The organism is Pseudomonas sp. BIGb0381 (genome assembly GCF_024809815.1).
In the GTDB taxonomy this organism is placed as follows: domain Bacteria; phylum Pseudomonadota; class Gammaproteobacteria; order Pseudomonadales; family Pseudomonadaceae; genus Aquipseudomonas.
This window is the reverse complement of record NZ_JANUEN010000003.1, coordinates 20,184-42,638: the sequence shown is the minus strand read 5'-3', so window position 1 is coordinate 42,638 and position 22,455 is coordinate 20,184. Positions and strand designations below refer to the sequence as shown.

The following is a 22,455-nucleotide window of genomic DNA, read 5'->3' as shown; positions in this document are numbered from 1 at the left end:
TCACACCCTCATTCAGCTCCGCCAGCACCGCAGCCTGTGCCTCGTCAGCGCACGACTGCCAGGCTGAATCGATCTGCCTCGTCTTTAAAGCTGTATCCCAAATAACAGTTCTACGGCAGGCCGCCTTTTCTCGGCCCCTACAACAAAGGATTTCCCGATGAGCATGCTCAAAGACCCGTCTTCGAAGTACCGCGCGTTTCCGACCATCGATATTCCGGATCGCACCTGGCCTTCCAAAACCATCACCACCGCGCCGATCTGGTGCAGCTCCGACCTGCGTGATGGCAACCAGTCCCTGATCGAGCCGATGGACGCGGTGAAAAAGCTGCGCTTCTGGAAGACTCTGGTCGCCGTCGGCGTGAAGGAAATCGAGGCTTCGTTCCCTGCCGCGTCGCAAACCGACTTCGACTTCGTACGTACCCTGATCGAAGACAACCACATCCCCGAGGACACCACCATCCAGGTGCTGACCCAGGGCCGTGAAGACTTGATCGCACGCACCTTCGAATCCCTGCGCGGCGCCAAAAAGGCCATCGTTCACCTGTACAACGCCACGTCGCCGTCGTTCCGCCGCATCGTGTTCAACCAGGACAAGGACGGTATCAAGGCCATCGCGGTCAACGCGGCCAAGCTGTTCGTCAAATACGCCGCCCAGCAGCCGGAAACCCAGTGGACCTTTGAATACTCGCCGGAGACCTTCAGTGCCACTGAACTGGAGTTCGCCAAGGAAGTCTGTGACGCGGTGATCGAGGTCTGGAACCCGACGCCTGAGCACAAGATGATCCTCAACCTGCCGGCCACCGTCGAATGCGCCACGCCGAACATCTATGCCGACCAGATCGAGTGGTTCGGTCGCCATATCAACCGTCGCGACAGCGTGATCATCAGCCTGCACACCCACAACGACCGCGGCACCGGCGTAGCCGCCACCGAGCTGGGCCTGATGGCCGGCGCGGACCGTGTCGAAGGCTGCCTGTTCGGTAACGGCGAGCGTACCGGTAACGTCGACCTCGTCACCGTGGCGTTGAACATGTACACCCAGGGCCTCGATCCGCAGCTGGACTTCTCCGACATCGACGGCGTGCGTAAAGTCGTCGAGGAGTGCAACCAGATCCAGGTACACCCACGTCATCCGTACGTCGGCGATCTGGTGCACACCGCCTTCTCCGGTTCTCACCAGGACGCGATCCGTAAGGGCTTTACCCAGCAGAAAGATGATGCGCTGTGGGAAGTGCCGTACTTGCCGATCGACCCGGCCGATATCGGTCGCAGCTATGAGGCGGTGATCCGCGTGAACAGCCAGTCGGGCAAAGGCGGTATCGCCTACCTGCTGGAACAGGAATACGACATCAGCTTGCCACGCCGCATGCAGATCGAATTCAGCCAGGTGGTCCAGGCCGAAACCGACCGCGTGGGCCTGGAGATGACCGCACCGCAGATCTACGCCTTGCTGCAGCGTGAATACCTGCAAGCCAACACCCCGTACGCGCTGGTCAGCCATCGCCTGCAGGAAGAGAACGGCAACAGCTTTGTCGAAGTGGAAGTCTCGGGCAAGGGCCAGGGCGAAACCAACCTGCACTGGAAGGGCAAGGGCAACGGCGCACTGGAAGCCCTGGTGGCTGGTTTGCCGATTGGCGTGGAGATCATGGACTACAACGAACATGCGATCGGCGCGGGCACCAACGCCAAGGCAGCGGCCTATATCGAACTGCGTGTGAACGGTGAACGTCCGGTGCATGGCGTGGGCATTGATGAAAACATCACCACGGCGAGCTTCAAGGCGCTGTTCAGTGCGCTGAACCGGTCGCTGAGCCAGCAGGAAGCGAAAGCGGCGTAATCTTTATTGCCGCAATACAGAAGGCCCCTGGGTGAGAACCCAGGGGCCTTTTTATTGAGTTTCAGATTTGGGTTGCCTGTCAGGGACTCTTCGGGGCAAGCCCCCCGATAGCGGTCCTTCAGACAAACTGAAAGCTATCGGCATCCAGGTTCGCCGGAAACCGCGTGCGATACGCCGCCAGTTCAGCCGCGTCCAGGCACACTTGGAAGACCCCGTCCGCCTCCCCCGCACTCAGCAGGCTCTCGCCCTGGAAATCCAGCACCTGGCTATCGCCGGTGTAGGCAAAGCCCTTGCCGTCGGTGCCTACTCGATTCACTGCAGCCACGTAGCACAGGTTCTCGATAGCCCGCGCCGGCAATAACCGGTTCCAATGCTGGCGCCGCGCCCCCGGCCAATTGGCGGTGTACAGCAGCAAGTCAGTGTCCTGGGCATCCCGACTCCACACCGGAAAGCGCAGGTCGTAGCAAATCAGCGGCCGAACACGCCAGCCTTTCAACTCGAACTGCACCTGGCGCTCGCCGGGGGTGTAGTGATTGTGTTCACCGGCCATACGAAAAAGATGACGCTTGTCGTAGTGCAACACCTCGCCATCCGGCCGCGCCCACAACAGGCGGTTGCGGTGGCTGCCGTCGGCGGCCTGGATGATCACGCTGCCGGTGATCACCGCGTTGTACTTCGCAGCCTGGGCCTGGAGCCAATGATGGGTCGGGCCGTTTTCCGGCTCGGCGAGGGTTTGCGAGTCCATGGAGAAACCGGTGGTGAACATCTCCGGGAGCACGATCAGGTCGGCGCCGCGGGCCTGCTCCAGCAGCCCCTCGAAATGCTCGAGGTTGGCCTGGCGGTCGTGCCAGGCCAGGGTGGTCTGGACCAGGGCGATATTCAAGTCAGGCAATGCAGTCAGATCACGCATAGTTTTTCAGCCGCTTGTCGCAGCGTCTCCTCGCGCTTGGCAAAACACAGGCGCACCAGGCGCTGGCCTTGCGGTGGGCTCTGGTAGAACACCGAGACAGGGATGGTCGCCACCCCGTGTTCGCGGGTCATCCACAGGGACATGGCGACGTCATCCAGGTCCGGGCGTATTTGTGAGTAATCCACCAACTGGAAGTAGGTTCCGGCCACCCGGGTAGAGCTGAAGCGCGACGGCGCAAGCAGGTCGCAGAACAGATCGCGCTTGGCCTGGTAGAACGCCGGCAGTTCGTCGACGTGCTCCGGGTGTTCGGCCATGAAATCGGCCAAGGCGAACTGCAACGGGGTTACGCCACAGAAGTTGACGTATTGATGCACCTTGCGCAATTCAGCCGTCAGGGCCGGTGGCGCGACCACGTAGCCGGTTTTCCAGCCGGTGACGTGGTAGGTCTTGCCAAAGGAGCTGACCACGAACGCACGCGGGTAGAGCTCTTCATGGGCCAGCACGCTGACGTGGGGCACGCCGTCGAATACCAGGTGTTCGTAGACCTCGTCGCTGACCAGGTAGATATCGCGGTCGCGGATCAGTTCGGCCAACTGGTCCAGCTCGGCACGGCTGATCAGCGCGCCGGTGGGGTTGTGCGGGGTGTTAAGGATGATCATGCGCGTGCGTGGCGACAGCGCGGCCTTGATCTTCTCGAAGTCCAATGCAAAGCCTTGCAGGCTCAATTGCACATGCACGCAGCGGCCACCGGCCAACTCGACCGAGGGCTCATAGCTGTCGTAGCAGGGGTCAAACACAATGACTTCATCACCATTGCGAATCACTGCCTGGATCGCGCAGAAGATCGCCTCTGTGGCACCAGGAGTGATGGTCACTTCGCTGTCGGCATTCACCGTGGCGCCATAACTGCGAGCGATCTTAGCCGCCACTTGCTGACGCAGCACGGGCAGGCCGGTCATCGGCGCATATTGGTTATGACCGAGGGCGATATGTTTGCCCACCCCATCGAGCAAGCCCTGAGGCCCATTGAAGTCGGGAAACCCCTGGGACAGGTTAATCGCGCCGGTTTCGGCAGCGAGTTGCGACATGGTGGTGAAAATGGTCGTGCCGACATTTGGCAGCTTGCTGGTGATCATGGGAGCCCCCTTCGGGTGAGCTGCAAGTTTTAAGCTGCAAGCTGCAAGCAGGTCAAGCGACAAACCGCCAGGCACAAAAAAGGGCTCCAAAGGAGCCCTCTCTTGCAGCCTGTAGCTTACAACGTGAAGCGGCGGCTATTTCTTGTCGCGGCGCTTCTTGTCGGCCTTCTTGTGGTGAGTCATCAAACGACGCTTCTTGTTCACCTGACGGTCAGTCAGTGTGTTCTTGTTGCCTTCGTATGGGTTCTCGCCACCCTTGAACTCGATACGGATCGGCGTACCAACCAGTTTCAAGACACGGCGGTAGGTGTTTTCCAGGTAACGCACGTAGGACTTGGGCACCTTCTCGATCTGGTTACCGTGGATCACGATAATCGGCGGGTTGGCACCACCCAAGTGGGCGTAACGCAGTTTGATCCGGCGGTTATTGACCATCGGCGGTGCGTGCTCGCCGACTGCATCTTCGAGGATCTGGGTCAGACGGTTGGTCGGCCAGCGGGTGACCGCGGACTTGAAAGAGTTCTGTACGGAAGCGTAGAGGTTACCCACACCCGTGCCGTGCAGGGCCGAGATGAAGTGAATATCGGCGAACTCGACGAAGAACAGGCGGCGCTGCAGCTCGATCTTGACGAAATCGCGCTCGCTCGGCGTCATGCCGTCCCACTTGTTGATCGCGATGACCAAGGCCCGACCGGCTTCAAGGGCAAAGCCCAGCAGGTTAAGGTCGTGGTCCACCACGCCTTCGCGGGCGTCCATTACGAAGATCACCACGTTGGCGTCTTTGATTGCCTGCAGGGTTTTCACCACGGAGAACTTTTCAACTTCCTCGTGGATCTTGCCGCGCTTACGCACACCGGCGGTGTCGATCAGCGTGTACTTCTCGTCGTTACGCTCGAACGGGATGTAGATACTGTCGCGGGTGGTGCCGGGCTGGTCGTAGACGATTACCCGGTCTTCACCGAGCATGCGGTTGACCAGGGTCGACTTGCCCACGTTCGGGCGACCGATGATCGCAATCTTGATACCGTCTTTTTCGCTTGGGCCAGGAATGCGCTTGGCTTCCTCGCCTTCGGCAACGATCTCTTCTTCGCCTTCTTCCTCCTCGGCGTCATCCTTGGGGAAGTCGCGCAGGGCGATTTCCAGCATCTGGGTGATACCACGACCGTGGGCACCGGCGACCGGGATCGCGTCGCCAAGGCCCATCGGACTGAATTCGGCACGGGCCGCCTCAGGATCGATGTTATCGATCTTGTTGGCGACCAGATAGGAACGCTTATTGCGCTTGCGCAGGTGCTCGCCAATCATCTGGTCGGCAGCGGTGTAGCCCGCGCGGGCGTCCACCAGGAACAACACGACATCGGCTTCTTCAATGGCCAGCAGCGACTGCTCGGCCATCTTTTCGTCCATGCCATGCTCATCACCGGAGATACCACCGGTGTCGACAATAATGTAGGAGCGCCCTTGCCACTTTGCCTCACCGTATTGGCGATCACGGGTCAGACCGGACAAGTCGCCGACGATGGCGTCACGAGTCCTGGTCAGGCGGTTGAACAAGGTGGACTTGCCGACGTTAGGTCGGCCCACCAGGGCGATTACGGGAACCATGCGGCTCTCCACTTCGTTATTTCAGAAAATACAAAAGCCGCTGCAAGGCAGCGGCTGGTGCTCGGGGCAGCATATTCAAATGCCGCATGCCCCGCCGAAGCGGGGCCGCCTGGGTTTTACCCCAAGCATAGTCAAACCTTTACTTGATGGTCAGGGCTTCCAGCTTGCCGCTGTTACCAAACACATAAAGCATGTTGCCCACGACCAGCGGACGGGCACGCAGGCCATCGCTGTCGATACGCTCACGACCTACAAAACGACCATCCACCTGGCTCAGCAGGTGCAGGTAGCCTTCGAAGTCGCCGACCGCTACGTAGCTGGAGAACACTTCCGGGGCCGACAGTTGACGACGGGCCAGGGAGTCATTGCTCCACAGTGCAGTGGTGGAACGCTCGTCGACACTTTCAACGGTGCCGGACGACAGGCTTACGTAGACGCTGCCAAACCCCTGGGCGACACCGGCGTAGCTGGAAGCATCACGCTGCCAGTTAACACGGCCGCTCTGCAGGTCCAGCGCGGCAACGCGGCCCTGGTAAGTGGCAACGTAGAGGGTTTCACCCGACAGCAGCAAGCCACCGTCGATGTCCACTACGCGATCCAGCTCGGAACGACCTTGGGGGATGGCCACGCGGGTTTCCCAGGCCGGCACGCCGTTCCTGGTGTCCAGGGCGACTACTTTACCGGTCGACAGGCCTGCAACGGCCAGATTGTTGGTCACAACCGGACCACTGGTACCGCGCAGGGTCAACACCGCCGGGGTGCTGTCGTACAGCCAACGCTGCTCGCCGGTGCTGGCGTCCAGGCCGATCACACGGTCGTCCTGGGTTTGCACCACGACGATATCGCCGTTGGTGGCAGGCGGTGCGAGGACTTCACTGGTCACGCGAGCGCGCCATTTCTCTTCACCGGTGCTGGAGTCCAGCGCCACGACTTCGCCCTTGAGCGTGCCGAGCATGACCATGCCGTAACCCACGCCTACGGCGCCGGACACGGGCAATTCGAGGTCTTTCTTCCACTTCACGTCGCCGTTCATGCGATCCATGGAGATCACCACGCCGGTCACGTCAGCGGCCACAATGTTGTCACCGTCGATTGCCGGCACCAGCATGTTGTAGGTCTCGCCCTGGCCGTCACCGATGGAGCGGCTCCATTGCTTTTGCAGGACGACTTCTTCCTTGAAGCTGGTCAGCTCGGCCGGAGGCAGTTCTTTTTTACTGTTGCTGCTGCAACCCGCGGCCAGAACGGCCAGAGCCAGCAATGCTGCATGTTTCCAACGGATCACGTCACGCATCCCCTTTGGCCAAGTCGTCCAGCTTGATTTGTAAGCCACCGACCGCCGCTTCATCAGACAGCGCCGCCTTGGCTTTCTTGTACGCAGCATTGGCTTCGTCGGTACGACCCAATTGGACCAACAGGTCGCCCTTGAGCTCTTCGCGAGTGGCTACAAATGCCTTGTCCGCATCGCCGTCGAGCAGTTTGAGTGCTTCGTCAGCCTTGTTCTGTGCCGCCAATACCTGGGCCAGGCGCTGACGTGCGATTTCACCCAGGGTCGGGTTGGTCGGCTTGTCGGCGATGGCCTTGAGTTCTGCGGCGGCGTCATCCAGCCTGCCGGTGTCGACCGCGACTTTCGCGACGAACAGGCTACCGTATTGGGCGTAGGTGCTACCGCCGAATTCGCTCTTCAGCTTGCCGGCCAGGTCCGCCACTTGCGCTGGGTCGGGCTTGCCGTCCGGCGTCAGGGTGGTTTCCAGCAATTGCTGATAGAGGATCGAGGCGCCCTGGGATTGGTTGGCCTGATACTTTGTCCAGGCTTGCCAGCCGAACACCACCACTAAAGCCAGCAGACCGCCAGTAACCAGGGGCTTGCCGTTACGCTGCCACCAGTCCTTGAACTCGGCCAACTGCTCATCATCAGTACTCGACACCCCAATACTCCTTAATCGCTAAATTCGGCTGTTCGACAGCTTCAACCCTGCACGACGCAGGTGGCCAAGTGCGCGGCGAGCGCATCAAAGGCAATGTTCTGTTGCTCGCCCTGGCCACGCAGGGGTTTGAAACCTATCACTTGCTGGGCCAACTCGTCATCGCCAAGGATCAGTGCGTACAGTGCACCGCTCTTGTCGGCCTTCTTGAACTGGCTCTTGAAGCTGCCGGCGCCGGCATTGATCTGCAGGCGCAGGTTCGGCAACTGGTCACGTACTTTTTCGCTCAAGGCCAGGGCGGCCAGTTCGGCGGCCTCGCCAAAGGCGCACAGGTACACGTCCACCTGTCGGGATATTTCTTCCGGAACCTGTTCCAGGGTTTCCAGCAGCAGGATCAGCCGCTCGATGCCCATGGCAAAACCTACGCCGGTGGTCGGCTTGCCGCCCATCTGCTCGACCAGGCCGTCATAACGGCCGCCCGCACACACGGTGCCCTGGGCGCCGAGCTTGTCGGTGACCCACTCGAACACGGTCTTGCTGTAGTAATCGAGGCCACGCACCAGCTTCGGGTTGATCACGTAGGGAATACCGGCCGCATCCAGACGAGCCTTGAGGCCCTCGAAGTGCGTGCGGGACTCGTCGTCCAGGTAGTCGGCCATTTTCGGCGCGTCGACCAGTACGGCTTGCGTGTCGGCGTTCTTGGTGTCCAACACACGCAACGGGTTGGTTTTCAGACGGCGCTGGCTGTCTTCGTCCAACTTGTCCAGGTGGGCGGACAGGAATTCCACCAGGGCTTCGCGGTAGCGGCCCCGGGATTCGCTGGTGCCCAGGCTGTTGAGCTCAAGCTTGACCGCATCGCGGATACCCAGCATGCCCCACAGGCGCCAGGTCAGCACGATCAGCTCGGCATCGATGTCCGGGCCGTCGAGATTGAAGACTTCCAGGCCGATCTGGTGGAACTGGCGATAACGGCCTTTCTGTGGGCGCTCGTGGCGGAACATCGGGCCGATGTACCACAGTTTCTGCGGCTGGCCGCCACCGGTGAGGCCGTGTTCGAGCACGGCGCGCACGCACGCGGCGGTACCTTCCGGACGCAAAGTCAGGGAGTCGCCGTTACGGTCTTCAAAGGTGTACATCTCTTTTTCGACGATGTCGGTCACTTCACCGATGGAGCGCTTGAACAGCTCGGTGAACTCAACGATCGGCATGCGGATCTGCTTGTAACCGTAGTTATCCAGCAGGCGCGCGACAGTGCTCTCGAAGTAGCGCCACAGCGGCGTTTGCTCCGGCAGGATGTCGTTCATGCCACGAATGGCTTGCAGAGACTTGCTCACATCAAATCCTTAAATTCGTTCTTAGCCGCGTGCGATCAGCGCTGCGTCAGCGGCGACCTTTTCGGCCGCTTTCTCGCGGATCAACTTTTCCAGCTGATCCACCAGATTGTCATTCGTTAACTTCTGCGACGGCTTGCCGTCGATGTAAATCAGGTTCGGTGTGCCGCCAGTCAAGCCCACATGGGCTTCCTTGGCTTCACCCGGGCCGTTGACCACACAACCGATCACTGCAACATCCAGCGGGACCAGCAGGTCTTCGAGGCGCAACTCCAGGTCGTTCATGGTTTTCACCACGTCGAAGTTCTGCCGCGAGCAGCTTGGGCAGGCAATGAAGTTGATGCCGCGGGAACGCAAACGCAGGGATTTGAGAATGTCGTAGCCGACTTTCACTTCCTCTACCGGGTCTGCCGCCAACGAGATGCGGATAGTATCGCCAATCCCTTCGGCGAGCAGCATACCGAGACCCACCGCAGATTTCACTGTGCCTGAGCGCAAACCGCCGGCTTCGGTGATGCCCAGGTGCAACGGTTGCACGATTTCCTTGGCCAGCAGGCGGTAGGCTTCGACCGCCATGAACACGTCGGAGGCCTTTACGCTGACCTTGAAGTCCTGGAAGTTCAGGCGTTCCAGGTGTTCAACGTGGCGCAGTGCAGACTCGACCAGCGCTGCAGGGGTGGGTTCGCCGTACTTCTTTTGCAGGTCTTTTTCCAGGGAACCGGCGTTGACGCCGATACGGATCGGGATCCCGCGATCACGGGCAGCGTCCACCACGGCGCGCACACGGTCTTCACGACCGATGTTGCCCGGGTTGATGCGCAGGCAATCGACGCCCAACTCAGCCACGCGCAGGGCGATCTTGTAGTCAAAGTGAATGTCGGCAACCAGCGGCACCTTGACCAGCTGCTTGATGCGACCGAACGCCTCGGCAGCATCCATGTCCGGGACGGATACCCGCACGATGTCTACCCCGGCCGCTTCCAGACGGTTGATCTGGGCAACGGTGGCGGCAACATCATTGGTGTCGCTGTTGGTCATGCTCTGTACCGCGATGGGGGCATCGCCACCCACTGGCACCGAGCCAACCCAGATCTTGCGCGATACGCGACGTTTGATTGGAGATTCGCCGTGCATGACTATTGTCCCAACTTCAGGCGAGCGGTCTCGCCAGTGGTGAACGGCGCTACGTCTACAGGCTGGCCGTTGTAGGCCACTTGCGCGCCACGGGCAAAGCCCAGACGCAGCGTCAAAGGAGGCTTGCCGCCAAGGTCGAGCGTATCTCCCTTACGCTTGAGACCACTGGCCAGCACTTTGCCATTGCCGTCGGTGACTTGCGTCCAGCAGTCAGCAACGAAGGTAATTTGTACACGCCCGTCACCGGCGATCAACGCTGGGGTGGTGGGTGGTGAAATCGCCGGGGCTGCCGGAGCGGCTGGCGCCGTAGTCGCTGGCGCCTGGGCTGGAGCGGCCGGTGTATGGGCCTGGGCAACCGGGGCTGCTGGCGTGTGAGCTGGCTCGGCCGGTGTGACTGGGTTCGGTACGGCAACTGTCGGGGCCTGGGCAGTTTCCGGTTCGGACTGCTCGACGGTGGCCGGGGTTTCAGGGGCAGCCTGGCCTTGGGCAACGGCCTGGTCTTCCGGCTCATCCAGCGGATGAATCTGGGTGGTGCCGTCGGCGCTCTCGACTTCGACGTGCTCCATGGCGTTGCTGGTCATGTCTTTGCTGCGTTGGGACGCCTGGTCTTGCCACCAGACAAAACCGCCGCCGATCACGGCGATCAGCAACAACAGGCTGACAATTCGCAAAATCGTGTGGGAAACCCGCACCGGCTCTTCGATGCGACCCAAGCCATGCACATTGCTGCCCTGGGAGTCGGTACCGGTGAATTGATCGAATTGCTGGACCAATACGGCCTGGTCAATGCCCAACAGCTTGGCATAGGCGCGGATATAGCCGCGGGCGAAGGTATGCCCAGGCAGCTTGTCGAATGCGCCGGCCTCAAGGTTCCCCAGGGAGGTGGTGGTCAAATTGAGCTTGAGGGCCACTTCCGCCAGCGACCAACCATTGCTTTCGCGGGCCTGACGCAAAGTGTCGCCTGGGTTTACGCGATTAGCTGCTACAACTTCCGGGTGCGCCGCTTTCATCATTGCTCCGACAGGTATTGCTGATATTCCGGCGTACCGGGATAGAGTCGTTCGAGTTGCTGGCCAAAACGTGCGGCCGTGTCGCGTTCTTCATGAACCGTCGCCAGGCGCACACCGAGCAATAGACTACGTGCATTTTGCCCGCTGAGCAGGCTAAAACGCTCGTAATAGTCACGTGCCGGCACATAATGCCTGTCTTCGTAAGACAACTCAGCCATTTCGAGCAGCGCTCGTGGCTGATGGCCGTTCAAGTGCAGGGCTTTTTTCAACTGCTGGCGTGCGCTGTCGCGCTGGCCGAGGCGCATTGAGGTCACCCCAAGGTTCTCGAACACCCGCGAGCGCTCAGGATAGAGGGTATCAGTACTGGCTTGCTGGAAATAAAGGGCTGCCTGGTCATACCGCTTTTGCTCGAACAGGAAGCTGCCGTAATTGTTCAGCAGCCGCGGGTCGGCAGGCCTTGCGGCCAGGGCTTTGTTGAAATACCGGTCAGCCAGTTGAGGCTCGGCCTGGGCCTGGAACACCAGGGCCAGTGCGGCATTGGCATCGGCATCGTCGCTGTCCAGCTCAAGGGCCTTTTTCAACGGCACCTTGGCCTGTTCGCTCATGCCTTGTCGCAGGTAACCCAACCCCAGTTGCACATAGGCAACTCGCGCCTCGTCACGGCCCTTGCCGGTTTGCAACGGGCTGTCATGGCCCGATGAAACACAACCGGCCACGAGACCGGTAACAAGCAGAAGCAGCGCAAGGCGCAAGGGCATAGAGATCCTCTCTCAGGTTCGATTCACAGCGCTTTGCGGCATATCGTCGGCAGCGCTCAGTTCGCGCACCGCAATATAACGTTCGCTGCGACGGGTGCGGTCCAGCACCTGTCCTACCAATTGGCCACAGGCGGCGTCGATGTCTTCACCACGGGTGGTGCGAACGGTCACGTTGTAGCCAGCCTGGTGCAGTTGATCCTGGAAACGGCGGATGGCGTTGTTGCTCGGCCGCTCGTAACCAGAATGTGGAAACGGGTTGAACGGAATCAGGTTGATCTTGCACGGGGTGTTCTTGAGCAGTTCGATCATCTCGACCGCGTGCTCGACCTTGTCGTTGATGTCCTTGAGCATGGTGTACTCAATGGTCAGAACGCGCTTCTCGCCCAAGGTCGCCATATAACGCTGGCAAGATTCGAGCAGCATCTTAAGCGGATACTTCTTGTTGATCGGCACCAATTGGTTACGCAATGCGTCATTGGGTGCGTGCAGCGACAACGCCAGGGAGACGTCGATGTGCTTGGCCAGCTCATCGATCATCGGTACCACGCCGGAGGTCGACAGGGTCACGCGGCGCTTGGAGATGCCGTAGCCCAGGTCGTCCATCATCAGGTGCATGGCCGAAATGACGTTGTCGAAGTTCAGCAGCGGCTCACCCATGCCCATCATCACCACGTTGGTGATGGCACGGTCGACGGTCGCCGGGACGCTGCCAAAGGATTTGTTGGCAATCCACACCTGGCCGATCACTTCGGCGGCGGTGAGGTTGCTATTGAAGCCTTGCTTGCCGGTGGAGCAGAAACTGCAGTCCAGGGCACAACCTGCCTGGGACGAAACGCACAAGGTGCCGCGCTTGCCCTGGGGAATATACACGGTCTCGACGCAGCTGCCGGACGCCACGCGCACCACCCATTTACGGGTGCCGTCGCTGGAGATGTCCTCGCTGACCACTTCGGGGCCACGCACTTCAGCAATGGTCTTGAGCTTGTCGCGCAAGGCCTTGCTGACGTTCGTCATGGCGTCGAAATCGTCGACGCCAAAGTGGTGAATCCATTTCATTACCTGACCGGCACGGAAACGCTTCTCCCCGATTGAGTCGAAGAACTTTTCCATTTCCTGTTGAGTCAGACCCAGCAGGTTGGTTTTTACAGTCGATGTCGTCATGGATTCACCCTCACTCTTTAAGCCGATGCTTAGCGAGTGGTTACTTCAGTAGCTGCGAAGAAGTACGAGATTTCGCGAGCAGCAGCGGCTTCGGAGTCCGAACCGTGTACAGCGTTGGCGTCGATGGAGTCAGCGAAATCAGCACGGATGGTGCCGGCAGCTGCTTCTTTAGGGTTGGTAGCGCCCATCAGTTCACGGTTCAGAGCGATGGCGTTTTCGCCTTCCAGAACCTGAACAACAACAGGACCGGAGATCATGAAAGCAACCAGGTCGCCGAAGAAGCCACGAGCGCTGTGCTCAGCGTAGAAGCCTTCAGCTTCAGCCTTGGACAGTTGCTTGAGTTTCGAAGCTACAACCTTCAGGCCGGCTTTTTCGAAACGAGTGGTGATCTCGCCGATGACGTTTTTTGCAACAGCGTCAGGCTTGATGATGGAGAAAGTACGTTGAACAGCCATGGTGTAACTCCAGAAACGGTAATTTACGAAAAATTAAACCCGCGAATTATACGCGGGTTCTTAGGTATTGCCTAACTGCGTAAGGGAGGCGTCAGTCCTGTTCTTCTTTCCAGGCCGTCTGGATAGCTTCCAGAACCTTTTCGCCACCGCGATCGCGCTCATCATCAAAGCCTGGCAAGGCCATGACCATGTCACGCAAAGCAACAAAATTCAGGGAATAGGGATCCATATCCGGGTTGCCGTCGGCCAACAGGATAGCGATCTCTTGCACATCAACCCATTTAAGACTCATGACACTTCCTTGAATCAGTGCGGCGCTTCGGCAGCATGATTGAGCGAATATTTCGGAATTTCGACGGTGATGTCTTCAGTCCCGACCTTAGCCTGACAGCTTAGGCGAGAAGTGGCTTCCAGGCCCCAGGCGCGATCAAGAAAGTCCTCTTCCAGCTCATCGGCCTCTTCCAGGCTATTGAAGCCTTCGCGAATGATGCAGTGGCAGGTGGTGCAGGCGCACACACCACCACAGGCACTTTCGATCTCGATGTGGTTGTCATGGGCTACTTCGAGGATGGACTTGCCGGTCTCAGCCTCAACAACCATACCGTCCGGGCAATGCTCGGCGTGTGGCAGAAAAATGACCTGCGGCATTAATTATTCCTCGATTTCATTCAGGTTGCGCCCGGCCAGTGCGGCTTTCACCGTCTGATCCATGCGGCGGGCGGCAAAGGCGTCAGTGACCTGCGACAAGCGCTTGGTCTGTTGCTCGATGGCGTAACCATCGTTGCCTTTCATCAGTTCGGCCAGTTCCTGCATCTGCAGGTCGATGACCATGCGCTCTTCGGCATCCAGCAGGCGCTCACCGTCGGCGTCAAGGGCGCCCTGCACTGCTTCGAGCAGGCGTTGGGCATCCACTTGTTGCTCACGCAGTACGCGCGCGACCTTGTCGTCACCGGCGTATTGGAACGAGTCCTTGAGCATCTTGGCGATTTCGCCGTCAGTCAGGCCGTAGGACGGCTTGACCTGGATGCTCGCTTCAACGCCCGAACCCAACTCACGCGCGGCTACGCTGAGCAAGCCGTCGGCGTCGACCTGGAAGGTCACGCGAATCTTCGCCGCACCCGCAACCATGGCCGGGATACCGCGCAATTCAAAGCGTGCCAGGGAGCGACAGTCGCTGATCAGCTCGCGCTCGCCTTGCAGCACATGAATCATCATGGCCGTCTGGCCATCTTTGTAGGTGGTGAAGTCCTGGGCGCGGGCGACGGGGATGGTGGTGTTACGTGGAATCACCTTCTCCATCAGCCCACCCATGGTTTCCAGCCCCAGGGACAGCGGGATCACGTCAAGCAGCAGCAGTTCGCCGCCATCGCGCTTATTGCCGGCCAGGGTATCGGCCTGGATGGCGGCACCAATGGCAACCACCTGGTCCGGGTCGATCTCTGTCAGCGGCTGGCGGCCAAAGGCCTCGGCAACGGCTTCGCGAACCCTTGGCACACGGGTGGAACCGCCGACCATGACCACAGCAACGACATCTTCCAGCTCGACACCGGAATCACGCACGGCGCGACGGCAGGCTTTCAGACTGCGGGCGACCATCGGCTCGATCAACGAATCGAAGGCTTCACGAGTCAGCTGGGCGCACCAACTGCCATAGGAAACTTCAACAGAAGCTGCGTCAGTCAGGGCCTCTTTGGCGGCACAGGCCGCTTGCAGTAAATTACGCTGCTCGCCCGGATCCAGGTCAGCGGACAAGCCAGCGCTGCTGATGATCCAACCCGCGATGGCATGGTCGAAGTCATCGCCGCCCAGCGCTGTATCGCCACCGGTAGCCAGTACTTCGAACACACCGCCGGTCAGGCGCAGGATCGAAATATCAAATGTGCCGCCGCCCAAGTCGTAAATAGCGACCAGGCCTTCTGCGTGCTGGTCCAGGCCATAGGCCACGGCCGCAGCAGTCGGCTCGTTGAGCAGGCGCAACACGTTCAGGCCGGCGAGCTTCGCCGCGTCCTTGGTGGCTTGGCGCTGCGCATCATCGAAATAAGCCGGCACAGTGATCACCGCACCGACCAGTTCGCCGCCCAAGGTGGTTTCCGCGCGCTGGCGCAGCACCTTGAGGATATCCGCCGACACTTCCACCGGGCTTTTCGGACCCTGGACGGTGTCGATGAACGGCATATGGGATTCGCCACCGACAAAGCGGTACGGCAGTTGGTCGCCCAATTGCTTGACGTCTGACAGGCCACGCCCCATCAAGCGCTTGACTGACAGCACGGTGTTCAAAGGGTCGGTAGACGCCGCCAGCTTGGCCGACTCGCCCACTTCGGTGCGATCAGCGTGATAGCGCACGGCGGATGGCAGGATCACCTGGCCATCAGCGTCGGGCAGCGGCTCGGACAGGCCGCTGCGCAAGGCAGCAACCAGGGAATTGGTGGTGCCCAAGTCAATCCCCACCGCCAGGCGGCGCTGGTGCGGTTGAGGGCTTAGACCGGGTTCGGCGATTTGCAGTAGGGCCATGGTAATCAGGTCTTATCTGTCTATCAGGTGTGCATCACGGACAGCACTGGGTTAATCGTCGAGGCGCTCTTCTAGCTGGCGCACTTCGTAGGTGAGCTTGTCGAGGAACTGCATGCGCCGCATCAGGCGTTCGGCCTGTTCACGTTGCGCTGCATCATCCCAACAGGCTGCGAAGCTTTCGTTGAGCTCATCCTGGGCAACTTTCAGACGACGCTTGAAGACCGCGACACCCGCCACATCGGCTTCGTCCTGCAAGTCTTCTAGCTCTTCACGCCACTGCATCTGCTGCATCAGGAAGTCCGGGTCGTGCACGGTCACTTCCAGCGGCAACTCGCCACCATTCATCGCGAGCAAGTAACGCGCGCGTTTAGGAGGACTCTTGAGCGTCTGATAGGCTTCGTTGAGGCTGGCCGATTGCTCCAGCGCCAGGCGTTGCTCACGCTCGGAAGCGTCAGCGAAGCGGTCCGGATGCACCCCACGCGCCAATTCTCGATAGCGCGTGGCAAGCTGCTCGAGGTCCAGCCGAAAGCTCGGCTGCAGCTCGAATAAAGCGAAATGACAAGGAGTGCCCACAAATAGCCTCAGATGTTGAAGCTTTCGCCGCAGCCACATTCACCGCGTACGTTGGGGTTGTTGAACTTGAAGCCTTCGTTCAACCCTTCCTTGACGAAATCAAGCTCGGTGCCGTCCAGGTAGGTCAGGCTTTTAGGGTCGATGATCACTTTCTCGCCGTGACTTTCGAACACCTGGTCTTCCTCAACCACCTCGTCGACGAACTCCAGCACATAGGCAAGGCCGGAACAGCCCGTGGTGCGAACACCCAGACGAATCCCCTCACCTTTACCGCGCCCATCCAGGGAGCGTCGCACGTGCCGCGCAGCCGCTTCTGTCATGCTGATAGCCATCGTTGACTCCTTACTCGTCGCCAAATGCTTAGATCAAGCCTTTCTTCTGCTTGTAGTCGCGAACGGCCGCCTTGATGGCGTCTTCAGCGAGCACGGAGCAGTGGATTTTCACTGGCGGCAGGGCCAGCTCTTCGGCCAGTTGGGTGTTGCTGATAGTCACAGCCTCATCCAGGGTCTTGCCTTTCATCCATTCGGTCGCCAGGGAGCTGGAGGCGATGGCCGAACCGCAGCCGTAAGTCTTGAACTTGGCGTCTTCGATAACGCCAGCGTCGTTGACCTTGATCTGCAGGCGCATCACATCGCCGCACGCCGGAGCGCCAACCATGCCGGTGCCGACATCAGGGTCTTCCGCGTCCATCTTGCCGACGTTGCGCGGGTTTTCGTAGTGGTCGATGACCTTTTCGCTGTAAGCCATGGTACTGAATCCTCACTCATCAGGGCCGCTCTGGAACCCTGTAGAAACGCCTGCGTTTTCCGCCACGTTCCTACAGAGCTTGGGTGGCGGCTTCTATAGTTAGTGTGCCGCCCACTCGATCTTGGAAATATCGACACCGTCTTTGTACATGTCCCACAGCGGCGACAGGACGCGCAGTTTGTTGACGGCTTCGCAGACTTTCTGCGCGGCGTAGTCGACTTGCTCTTCGGTGGTGAAGCGGCCGAACGTAAAGCGGATCGAGCTGTGCGCCAGTTCGTCGTTGCGGCCCAGGGCGCGCAGTACATACGAAGGCTCAAGGGATGCCGAGGTGCAGGCCGAACCGGACGAAACCGCCAGGTCCTTGAGCGCCATGATCAGCGACTCGCCTTCGACGTAGTTGAAGCTCAAATTCAGGTTGTGCGGTACACGGGCGGTCATGCTGCCGTTGATGTACAGCTCTTCAAGGTTCTCGACCTGCTTGTAGAAGCGATCGCTCAGGGCCTTGATACGTACGTTTTCGGCAGCCATGTCTTCCTTGGCTACGCGGAAAGCTTCGCCCATGCCAACGATCTGGTGAGTCGCCAGGGTGCCCGAACGCATGCCGCGCTCGTGACCGCCGCCGTGCATGGTCGCTTCGATGCGCACACGTGGCTTGCGGCTCACGTACAAGGCGCCGATGCCTTTAGGGCCGTAGGTCTTGTGGGCCGAGAACGACATCAGGTCGACTTTCAGTTTCGACAGGTCGATATCGACCTTGCCGGTGGACTGAGCAGCGTCGACGTGCAGCAGGATACCCTTGGAGCGAGTCAGCTCGCCGATGGCCGCGATGTCGTTGATGGTGCCGATTTCGTTGTTCACGTGGATCACGGAAACCAGGATGGTGTCTTCACGCAGCGCGGCTTCGATCATGGCCGGGGTGACGATACCGTCGGTGGTTGGCTCGAGGTAAGTGACCTCGAAACCTTCACGCTCCAGTTGGCGCATGGTGTCGAGGACAGCCTTGTGCTCAATCTTGGTGGTGATCAGGTGCTTGCCTTTGGTCGCGTAGAAATGCGCCGCGCCCTTGATAGCCAGGTTGTCGGATTCGGTAGCACCGGAAGTCCAGACGATTTCACGCGGGTCAGCGCCAACCAGGTCAGCGACCTGGCGACGAGCGTTCTCGACCGCTTCCTCGGCTTTCCAGCCGAACACATGGGAACGGGAGGCCGGGTTGCCGAAGTTTCCGTCGACCAACAGGCATTCGCTCATCTTTTGCGCGACACGCGGATCAACCGGGGTGGTCGCTGAGTAATCAAGGTAAATCGGCAATTTCATGGACTTTCTCCTAAATCAGGCTGGCTGGCGTGCCGTTAGCTCTTCGGCTGTCACTCGACGGCGGACGCTTCGATCTTGTCCAGACGCGGCGCCTTGGTATTGCAACGGCGCTGGTCCTGACGCTGGGCTACTTCTTGCACCTCACGGCGAGTCACAAGATCAGCCAAGCTGATACCACTCAAAAACTCATGGATCTGCAGGCTCAAGTCACACCACAAGTGGTGCGTCAGGCAGGTGTCGCCAGCGTGGCAATCACCCAGGCCCTGGCATTTGGTCGCATCGACGGACTCGTTGACCGCGTCGATCACCTGGGCTACCTGGATGCCCTGCATGTCGCGGGACAGCTGATAGCCGCCGCCCGGCCCACGTACGCTGGAGACCAGATTGCTGCGGCGCAATTTGGCGAACAACTGCTCAAGGTAGGACAGGGAAATGCCTTGGCGCTCGGAGATATCGGCCAGGGACACCGGCCCAGTTTGCGCGTGCAAGGCCAGGTCAAGCATGGCGGTCACCGCGTATCGGCCTTTTGTAGTCAGTCTCATGGACAAGTACCAAGGTGTTTCAGAATGGGAGCAAGTATGCGATTCCCGAGTATTTAAGTCAACTATAAGACCTAGTACTTTAGTCAGGATTACCCGCAAAAAGGGCGCGCGAATCATAGCAGGATGGGGTGGGGACGAACAGCGGGAACAAGGCCGAGCAGGAATTCCGAGACCAGTGGAGAACAAAATGCGGGAGGGGGCTTGCCCCCGATAACGGTGGATCAGTCAATATATTGGGTGACTGACAGATGGCCATCGGGGGGGGCAACCCCCCTTCCACATGGGCTTTGCAGCGAATGTAAGATCTCAGCCAGCTTTGGTGGCGGGCTCACTCTTGATCTCGGCAAAGTCCTCTTCGCGCAGCTCAGGCAAATCTTTCGCACAGTAGCTGCTGCCCAGCTCCTTCAGCGCGCCGCACATACCGTCCAACTTGCCATCCACCGCCTGCAGGTGGTCAAGCAACTGGCCGATGGCGCGCGCCACAGGGTCGGGCATGTCTTCGCTGACACCGTAGGCATCGAAGCCGATTTTCTCGGCCATGGCCTTGCGCTTGGCTTCCTGCTCATCGCCCACTTCCGGCTTGACGATGATCCGCCCCGGAATACCCACCACGGTGGCGCCGGCCGGCACGGCCTTGGTCACCACGGCGTTGGAGCCGACTTTGGCGCCAGCGCCTACCGTGAACGGACCAAGCACCTTGGCACCCGCGCCCACCACCACGCCATTCTCCAGCGTCGGGTGGCGCTTCCCCTTGTTCCAGCTGGTACCACCCAGGGTCACACCCTGGTACAGGGTCACGTCATCACCAATTTCGGCAGTCTCGCCAATGACGATGCCCATGCCGTGATCGATAAAGAAGCGACGCCCCACCTTGGCACCCGGATGAATCTCGATCCCGGTCAACCAGCGACCGAAGTTCGACACCAGCCGCGCCAGCCATTTCCAGCCCATATTCCACAAGGCACCAGACAGGCGATGGATCCAGATCGCATGCATGCCCGGGTAGCAGGTCAGCACTTCAAAGGCGTTGCGCGCCGCCGGGTCACGATGGAAAACACTCTGGATATCTTCTCGCAAACGCTCGAACATTTTTAATCCTTCCGCTTAAGAAGCTCGCCACGGGCCGCTTTCTGGGTTTCCGTGAGGATGCCACGCAATATATTCATTTCCGCCCGGCTGACCGAGCTGCGCCCGTACAGGCGGCGCAGGCGCGCCATCAAGTGCCGCGGTTTTTCCGGATCGAGGAATTCGATGGCCACCAGGGTTTGCTCCAGGTGCTCATAGAACCGCTCCAGCTCGTCCATGGTGGCCAGTTCGCCACTTTTAGTCGATGCAACCTCATCCTTCTCTACCTTGCTCGGCTGACCTTCAGCGGCCAGCCAGGCCATGCGCACTTCGTAACTCAACACCTGCACCGCTGCCCCGAGGTTCAGCGAGCTGAACTCAGGGTCTGATGGAATGTGCACGTGGTAATGACATCGCTGCAGCTCTTCGTTCGTCAGGCCGGAATCTTCACGGCCAAACACCAAGGCGATTTCAGCGCCTCCTGCCGCCTCCTCCACTACTTTGGTACCGCACTCTCGCGGATCCAGCAGCGGCCAGGGGATGCGGCGGTCACGGGCGCTGGTGCCGAGCACCAGGTTGCAGCCGACCAAGGCGTCCTCCAGAGTGGCGACGACCTGGGCTTTTTCGAGGATGTCATTGGCACCGGACGCCCGGGCATCGGCCTCGTGGTGCGGGAACACGCGCGGCTCGACCAGCACCAGGCGCGTCAGCCCCATGTTTTTCATGGCTCGCGCCACCCCGCCGATATTGCCGGGATGACTGGTATTGACCAAGACGACACGAATGTTTTGCAGCAAGGGAGGCGCTCTCGGACATGGGAAAAGGGAGCAAATCTTACAGAACAGCCTAAGGTTATGCCATGAAAGCTAACGTCGTCCTTCACCTGAAGAAAGTTTCTGCTAGAATGCTCGGCTTTCTTTAACAACCTTAGGTGACACATCCATGCAGCCCATGCTGAATATCGCGCTGCGCGCCGCCCGCAGCGCCAGTGAATTGATCTTCCGCTCCATCGAGCGCCTGGATACCATCAAGGTCGACGAAAAAGACGCCAAGGATTATGTATCCGAGGTGGATCGCGCCGCCGAACAGAAAATCATCGACGCGCTGCGCAAGGCCTACCCTACCCACGGCATCCTCGGAGAAGAAACCGGCCTGCACAAAGGCAGCGGCGAAGGCGAAGACTACCTGTGGATCATCGACCCACTGGACGGCACCACCAACTTCCTGCGTGGCATCCCACACTTTGCTGTCAGCATTGCCTGCAAATACCGTGGCCGCCTGGAACACGCCGTTGTACTGGACCCGGTTCGCCAGGAAGAATTCACCGCCAGCCGTGGCCGTGGCGCCCAACTGAACGGTCGTCGCCTGCGCGTCAGCGGTCGCACCAGCCTGGACGGCGCCCTGCTGGGTACCGGCTTCCCGTTCCGTGACGACCAGATGGACAACCTGGAAAACTACCTGGGCATGTTCCGCGCCCTGGTTGGCCAGACCGCCGGCATTCGTCGCGCTGGCGCAGCAAGCCTGGACCTGGCTTACGTAGCTGCCGGTCGTTTTGATGCGTTCTGGGAGTCGGGCCTGTCCGAGTGGGACATGGCTGCGGGCGCCCTGTTGATCCAGGAAGCAGGCGGCCTGGTGAGCGACTTCACCGGCGGTCATGACTTCCTGGAAAAAGGCCACGTAGTTGCCGGCAACACCAAATGCTTCAAGGCAGTACTGACGGCGATCCAGCCGCACCTGCCGGCTTCGCTGAAGCGTTAAGCGAGCGAGCAAAAAAAAGCACCCTTAGGGGTGCTTTTTTATGCCTGGGATTTGATGCGGGCTTAAATACCAGTAAGCCCCCTCCCACACTTTGAATTGAACCAGGCCTTGGGATTACGGCTGGTTCTGGCCCAGGACGAGACGCCCTTCCTTGTCGACTGGAATCTGGCCGCCCGGATCACGATCCATGCGCACCGAACCTTCCTTGCCATCCAAGGTGTAACGCACGTCGTAGCCGACTACCTTGTCGCTGATGTCGTTGACGGTGTTACAGCGAGTCTGGGTGGTGGTGTAGGTATCACGGTTCTGCATACCTTCCTGAACCTTGTTACCGGCGTAACCACCACCGACCGCACCCGCTACGGTGGCCAACTTCTTGCCGTTACCGCCACCGACCTGGTTACCCAACAGGCCACCAGCAAGTGCACCAACCACGGTACCAACGATCTGATGCTGATCCTGCACCGGCTTCTGCCGGGTCACAGCGACGTCCTTGCAGACCTCGCGAGGCGTTTTAATCTGGGTTTTCACCGGCTGCACCGCCAGCACTTGCGCATACTCAGGGCCGCTTTTTACCAGGCTGTAGGTGGCAACAGCACCCCCGGCAGTCACACCGACAGCACCCAATACCGCACCAACCAGTAACGACTTGTTCACGTTGAACCTCCTGACCATCACAAACG

The 22,455-nt window shown here is 59.8% G+C and carries 24 protein-coding genes; 2 read left to right on the top strand and 22 right to left on the bottom strand.

All coding sequences use genetic code 11. The features are described from left to right. Positions 1-157: 157 nt before the first annotated feature. On the top strand, positions 158-1,837 hold the full coding sequence (gene leuA, locus M2397_RS10235) for a 2-isopropylmalate synthase (protein ID WP_145338389.1): 1,680 nt from the start codon (positions 158-160) through the stop codon (positions 1,835-1,837). Positions 1,838-1,955: 118 nt separating this feature from the next. Here leuA and M2397_RS10230 read toward each other — a convergent pair whose 3' ends face one another. The 21 genes from M2397_RS10230 to trmJ all read right to left on the bottom strand — a co-directional run bounded on the left by M2397_RS10230 (position 1,956) and on the right by trmJ (position 20,811). Further along, positions 1,956-2,747, bottom strand: coding sequence for an amidohydrolase (locus M2397_RS10230; protein ID WP_184744035.1), 792 nt, complete (start codon positions 2,745-2,747; stop codon positions 1,956-1,958). Continuing rightward, positions 2,735-3,883 carry a pyridoxal phosphate-dependent aminotransferase gene (locus M2397_RS10225; RefSeq protein ID WP_145338388.1) on the bottom strand — a complete coding sequence of 383 codons (1,149 nt, stop codon included), beginning with the start codon at positions 3,881-3,883 and terminating at the stop codon, positions 2,735-2,737. The genes M2397_RS10230 and M2397_RS10225 overlap by 13 nt, the downstream gene beginning before the upstream one ends. A 135-nt stretch (positions 3,884-4,018) precedes the next feature. After that, positions 4,019-5,488: a ribosome biogenesis GTPase Der gene (gene der / locus M2397_RS10220; protein WP_053135513.1), complete on the bottom strand. Its 1,470-nt coding sequence runs from the start codon at positions 5,486-5,488 to the stop codon at positions 4,019-4,021. Positions 5,489-5,627: 139 nt separating this feature from the next. Beyond that, positions 5,628-6,779 (bottom strand): outer membrane protein assembly factor BamB, encoded by a 1,152-nt coding sequence (gene bamB, locus M2397_RS10215; protein ID WP_131697989.1) that lies wholly within the window; start codon positions 6,777-6,779, stop codon positions 5,628-5,630. Further along, the gene (locus tag M2397_RS10210) at positions 6,772-7,413 is read right to left on the bottom strand and encodes a YfgM family protein (protein WP_259242837.1); all 642 of its coding nucleotides are present in this window, start codon (positions 7,411-7,413) and stop codon (positions 6,772-6,774) included. Before M2397_RS10210 ends, bamB begins: the two co-directional genes overlap by 8 nt. 41 nt (positions 7,414-7,454) lie before the next feature. Continuing rightward, positions 7,455-8,744 carry a histidine--tRNA ligase gene (hisS, locus tag M2397_RS10205; RefSeq protein WP_053135507.1) on the bottom strand — a complete coding sequence of 430 codons (1,290 nt, stop codon included), beginning with the start codon at positions 8,742-8,744 and terminating at the stop codon, positions 7,455-7,457. Positions 8,745-8,765: 21 nt separating this feature from the next. Beyond that, positions 8,766-9,875, bottom strand: a complete 1,110-nt coding sequence (gene ispG, locus M2397_RS10200; protein WP_034115889.1) for a flavodoxin-dependent (E)-4-hydroxy-3-methylbut-2-enyl-diphosphate synthase — start codon at positions 9,873-9,875, stop codon at positions 8,766-8,768. Positions 9,876-9,877: 2 nt separating this feature from the next. Further along, positions 9,878-10,885, bottom strand: coding sequence for a RodZ family helix-turn-helix domain-containing protein (locus M2397_RS10195; protein ID WP_131697991.1), 1,008 nt, complete (start codon positions 10,883-10,885; stop codon positions 9,878-9,880). Next, positions 10,885-11,643 carry a type IV pilus biogenesis/stability protein PilW gene (gene pilW, locus M2397_RS10190; RefSeq protein ID WP_184744038.1) on the bottom strand — a complete coding sequence of 253 codons (759 nt, stop codon included), beginning with the start codon at positions 11,641-11,643 and terminating at the stop codon, positions 10,885-10,887. Before pilW ends, M2397_RS10195 begins: the two co-directional genes overlap by 1 nt. 12 nt (positions 11,644-11,655) lie before the next feature. Then, complete coding sequence (rlmN, locus tag M2397_RS10185; RefSeq protein WP_131697993.1) at positions 11,656-12,804, bottom strand: 23S rRNA (adenine(2503)-C(2))-methyltransferase RlmN; 1,149 nt, start codon at positions 12,802-12,804, stop codon at positions 11,656-11,658. 29 nt (positions 12,805-12,833) lie between these two features. Next, complete coding sequence (gene ndk, locus M2397_RS10180) at positions 12,834-13,259, bottom strand: nucleoside-diphosphate kinase (protein ID WP_017846179.1); 426 nt, start codon at positions 13,257-13,259, stop codon at positions 12,834-12,836. Between the two features lie 91 nt (positions 13,260-13,350). Beyond that, positions 13,351-13,551 carry a Fe-S cluster assembly protein IscX gene (gene iscX, locus M2397_RS10175; protein ID WP_017846180.1) on the bottom strand — a complete coding sequence of 67 codons (201 nt, stop codon included), beginning with the start codon at positions 13,549-13,551 and terminating at the stop codon, positions 13,351-13,353. Positions 13,552-13,565: 14 nt separating this feature from the next. After that, positions 13,566-13,907 carry an ISC system 2Fe-2S type ferredoxin gene (fdx, locus tag M2397_RS10170; RefSeq protein ID WP_003175958.1) on the bottom strand — a complete coding sequence of 114 codons (342 nt, stop codon included), beginning with the start codon at positions 13,905-13,907 and terminating at the stop codon, positions 13,566-13,568. A 3-nt stretch (positions 13,908-13,910) separates the two neighbouring features. Continuing rightward, on the bottom strand, positions 13,911-15,773 hold the full coding sequence (gene hscA, locus M2397_RS10165; protein WP_259242829.1) for a Fe-S protein assembly chaperone HscA: 1,863 nt from the start codon (positions 15,771-15,773) through the stop codon (positions 13,911-13,913). Positions 15,774-15,824: 51 nt separating this feature from the next. Continuing rightward, positions 15,825-16,346, bottom strand: coding sequence for a co-chaperone HscB (hscB, locus tag M2397_RS10160; protein WP_027605413.1), 522 nt, complete (start codon positions 16,344-16,346; stop codon positions 15,825-15,827). Positions 16,347-16,354: 8 nt separating this feature from the next. Then, positions 16,355-16,678 (bottom strand): iron-sulfur cluster assembly protein IscA, encoded by a 324-nt coding sequence (gene iscA, locus M2397_RS10155; protein ID WP_048722793.1) that lies wholly within the window; start codon positions 16,676-16,678, stop codon positions 16,355-16,357. Between the two features lie 28 nt (positions 16,679-16,706). Further along, a complete protein-coding gene (gene iscU, locus M2397_RS10150; RefSeq protein WP_028617851.1) occupies positions 16,707-17,093 on the bottom strand; it encodes a Fe-S cluster assembly scaffold IscU in 387 nt (128 codons plus the stop codon). Between the two features lie 99 nt (positions 17,094-17,192). After that, on the bottom strand, positions 17,193-18,407 hold the full coding sequence (locus M2397_RS10145) for an IscS subfamily cysteine desulfurase (RefSeq protein ID WP_017530022.1): 1,215 nt from the start codon (positions 18,405-18,407) through the stop codon (positions 17,193-17,195). A gap of 50 nt (positions 18,408-18,457) precedes the next feature. Beyond that, positions 18,458-18,949 carry a Fe-S cluster assembly transcriptional regulator IscR gene (gene iscR, locus M2397_RS10140; protein WP_003194020.1) on the bottom strand — a complete coding sequence of 164 codons (492 nt, stop codon included), beginning with the start codon at positions 18,947-18,949 and terminating at the stop codon, positions 18,458-18,460. A 306-nt stretch (positions 18,950-19,255) separates the two neighbouring features. Then, positions 19,256-20,038: a serine O-acetyltransferase gene (cysE, locus tag M2397_RS10135; RefSeq protein WP_131697995.1), complete on the bottom strand. Its 783-nt coding sequence runs from the start codon at positions 20,036-20,038 to the stop codon at positions 19,256-19,258. Positions 20,039-20,040: 2 nt separating this feature from the next. Continuing rightward, positions 20,041-20,811, bottom strand: coding sequence for a tRNA (cytosine(32)/uridine(32)-2'-O)-methyltransferase TrmJ (gene trmJ / locus M2397_RS10130; RefSeq protein WP_003210307.1), 771 nt, complete (start codon positions 20,809-20,811; stop codon positions 20,041-20,043). Positions 20,812-20,956: 145 nt separating this feature from the next. On the opposite strand from trmJ, the gene suhB reads away from it, so the two are divergent. Further along, on the top strand, positions 20,957-21,772 hold the full coding sequence (gene suhB, locus M2397_RS10125; protein ID WP_003175971.1) for an inositol-phosphate phosphatase: 816 nt from the start codon (positions 20,957-20,959) through the stop codon (positions 21,770-21,772). 114 nt (positions 21,773-21,886) lie between these two features. Here the strand turns inward: suhB and M2397_RS10120 are convergent, their stop codons facing one another. Beyond that, positions 21,887-22,429 carry a glycine zipper 2TM domain-containing protein gene (locus M2397_RS10120; RefSeq protein WP_131697996.1) on the bottom strand — a complete coding sequence of 181 codons (543 nt, stop codon included), beginning with the start codon at positions 22,427-22,429 and terminating at the stop codon, positions 21,887-21,889. Positions 22,430-22,455 lie beyond the last annotated feature (26 nt).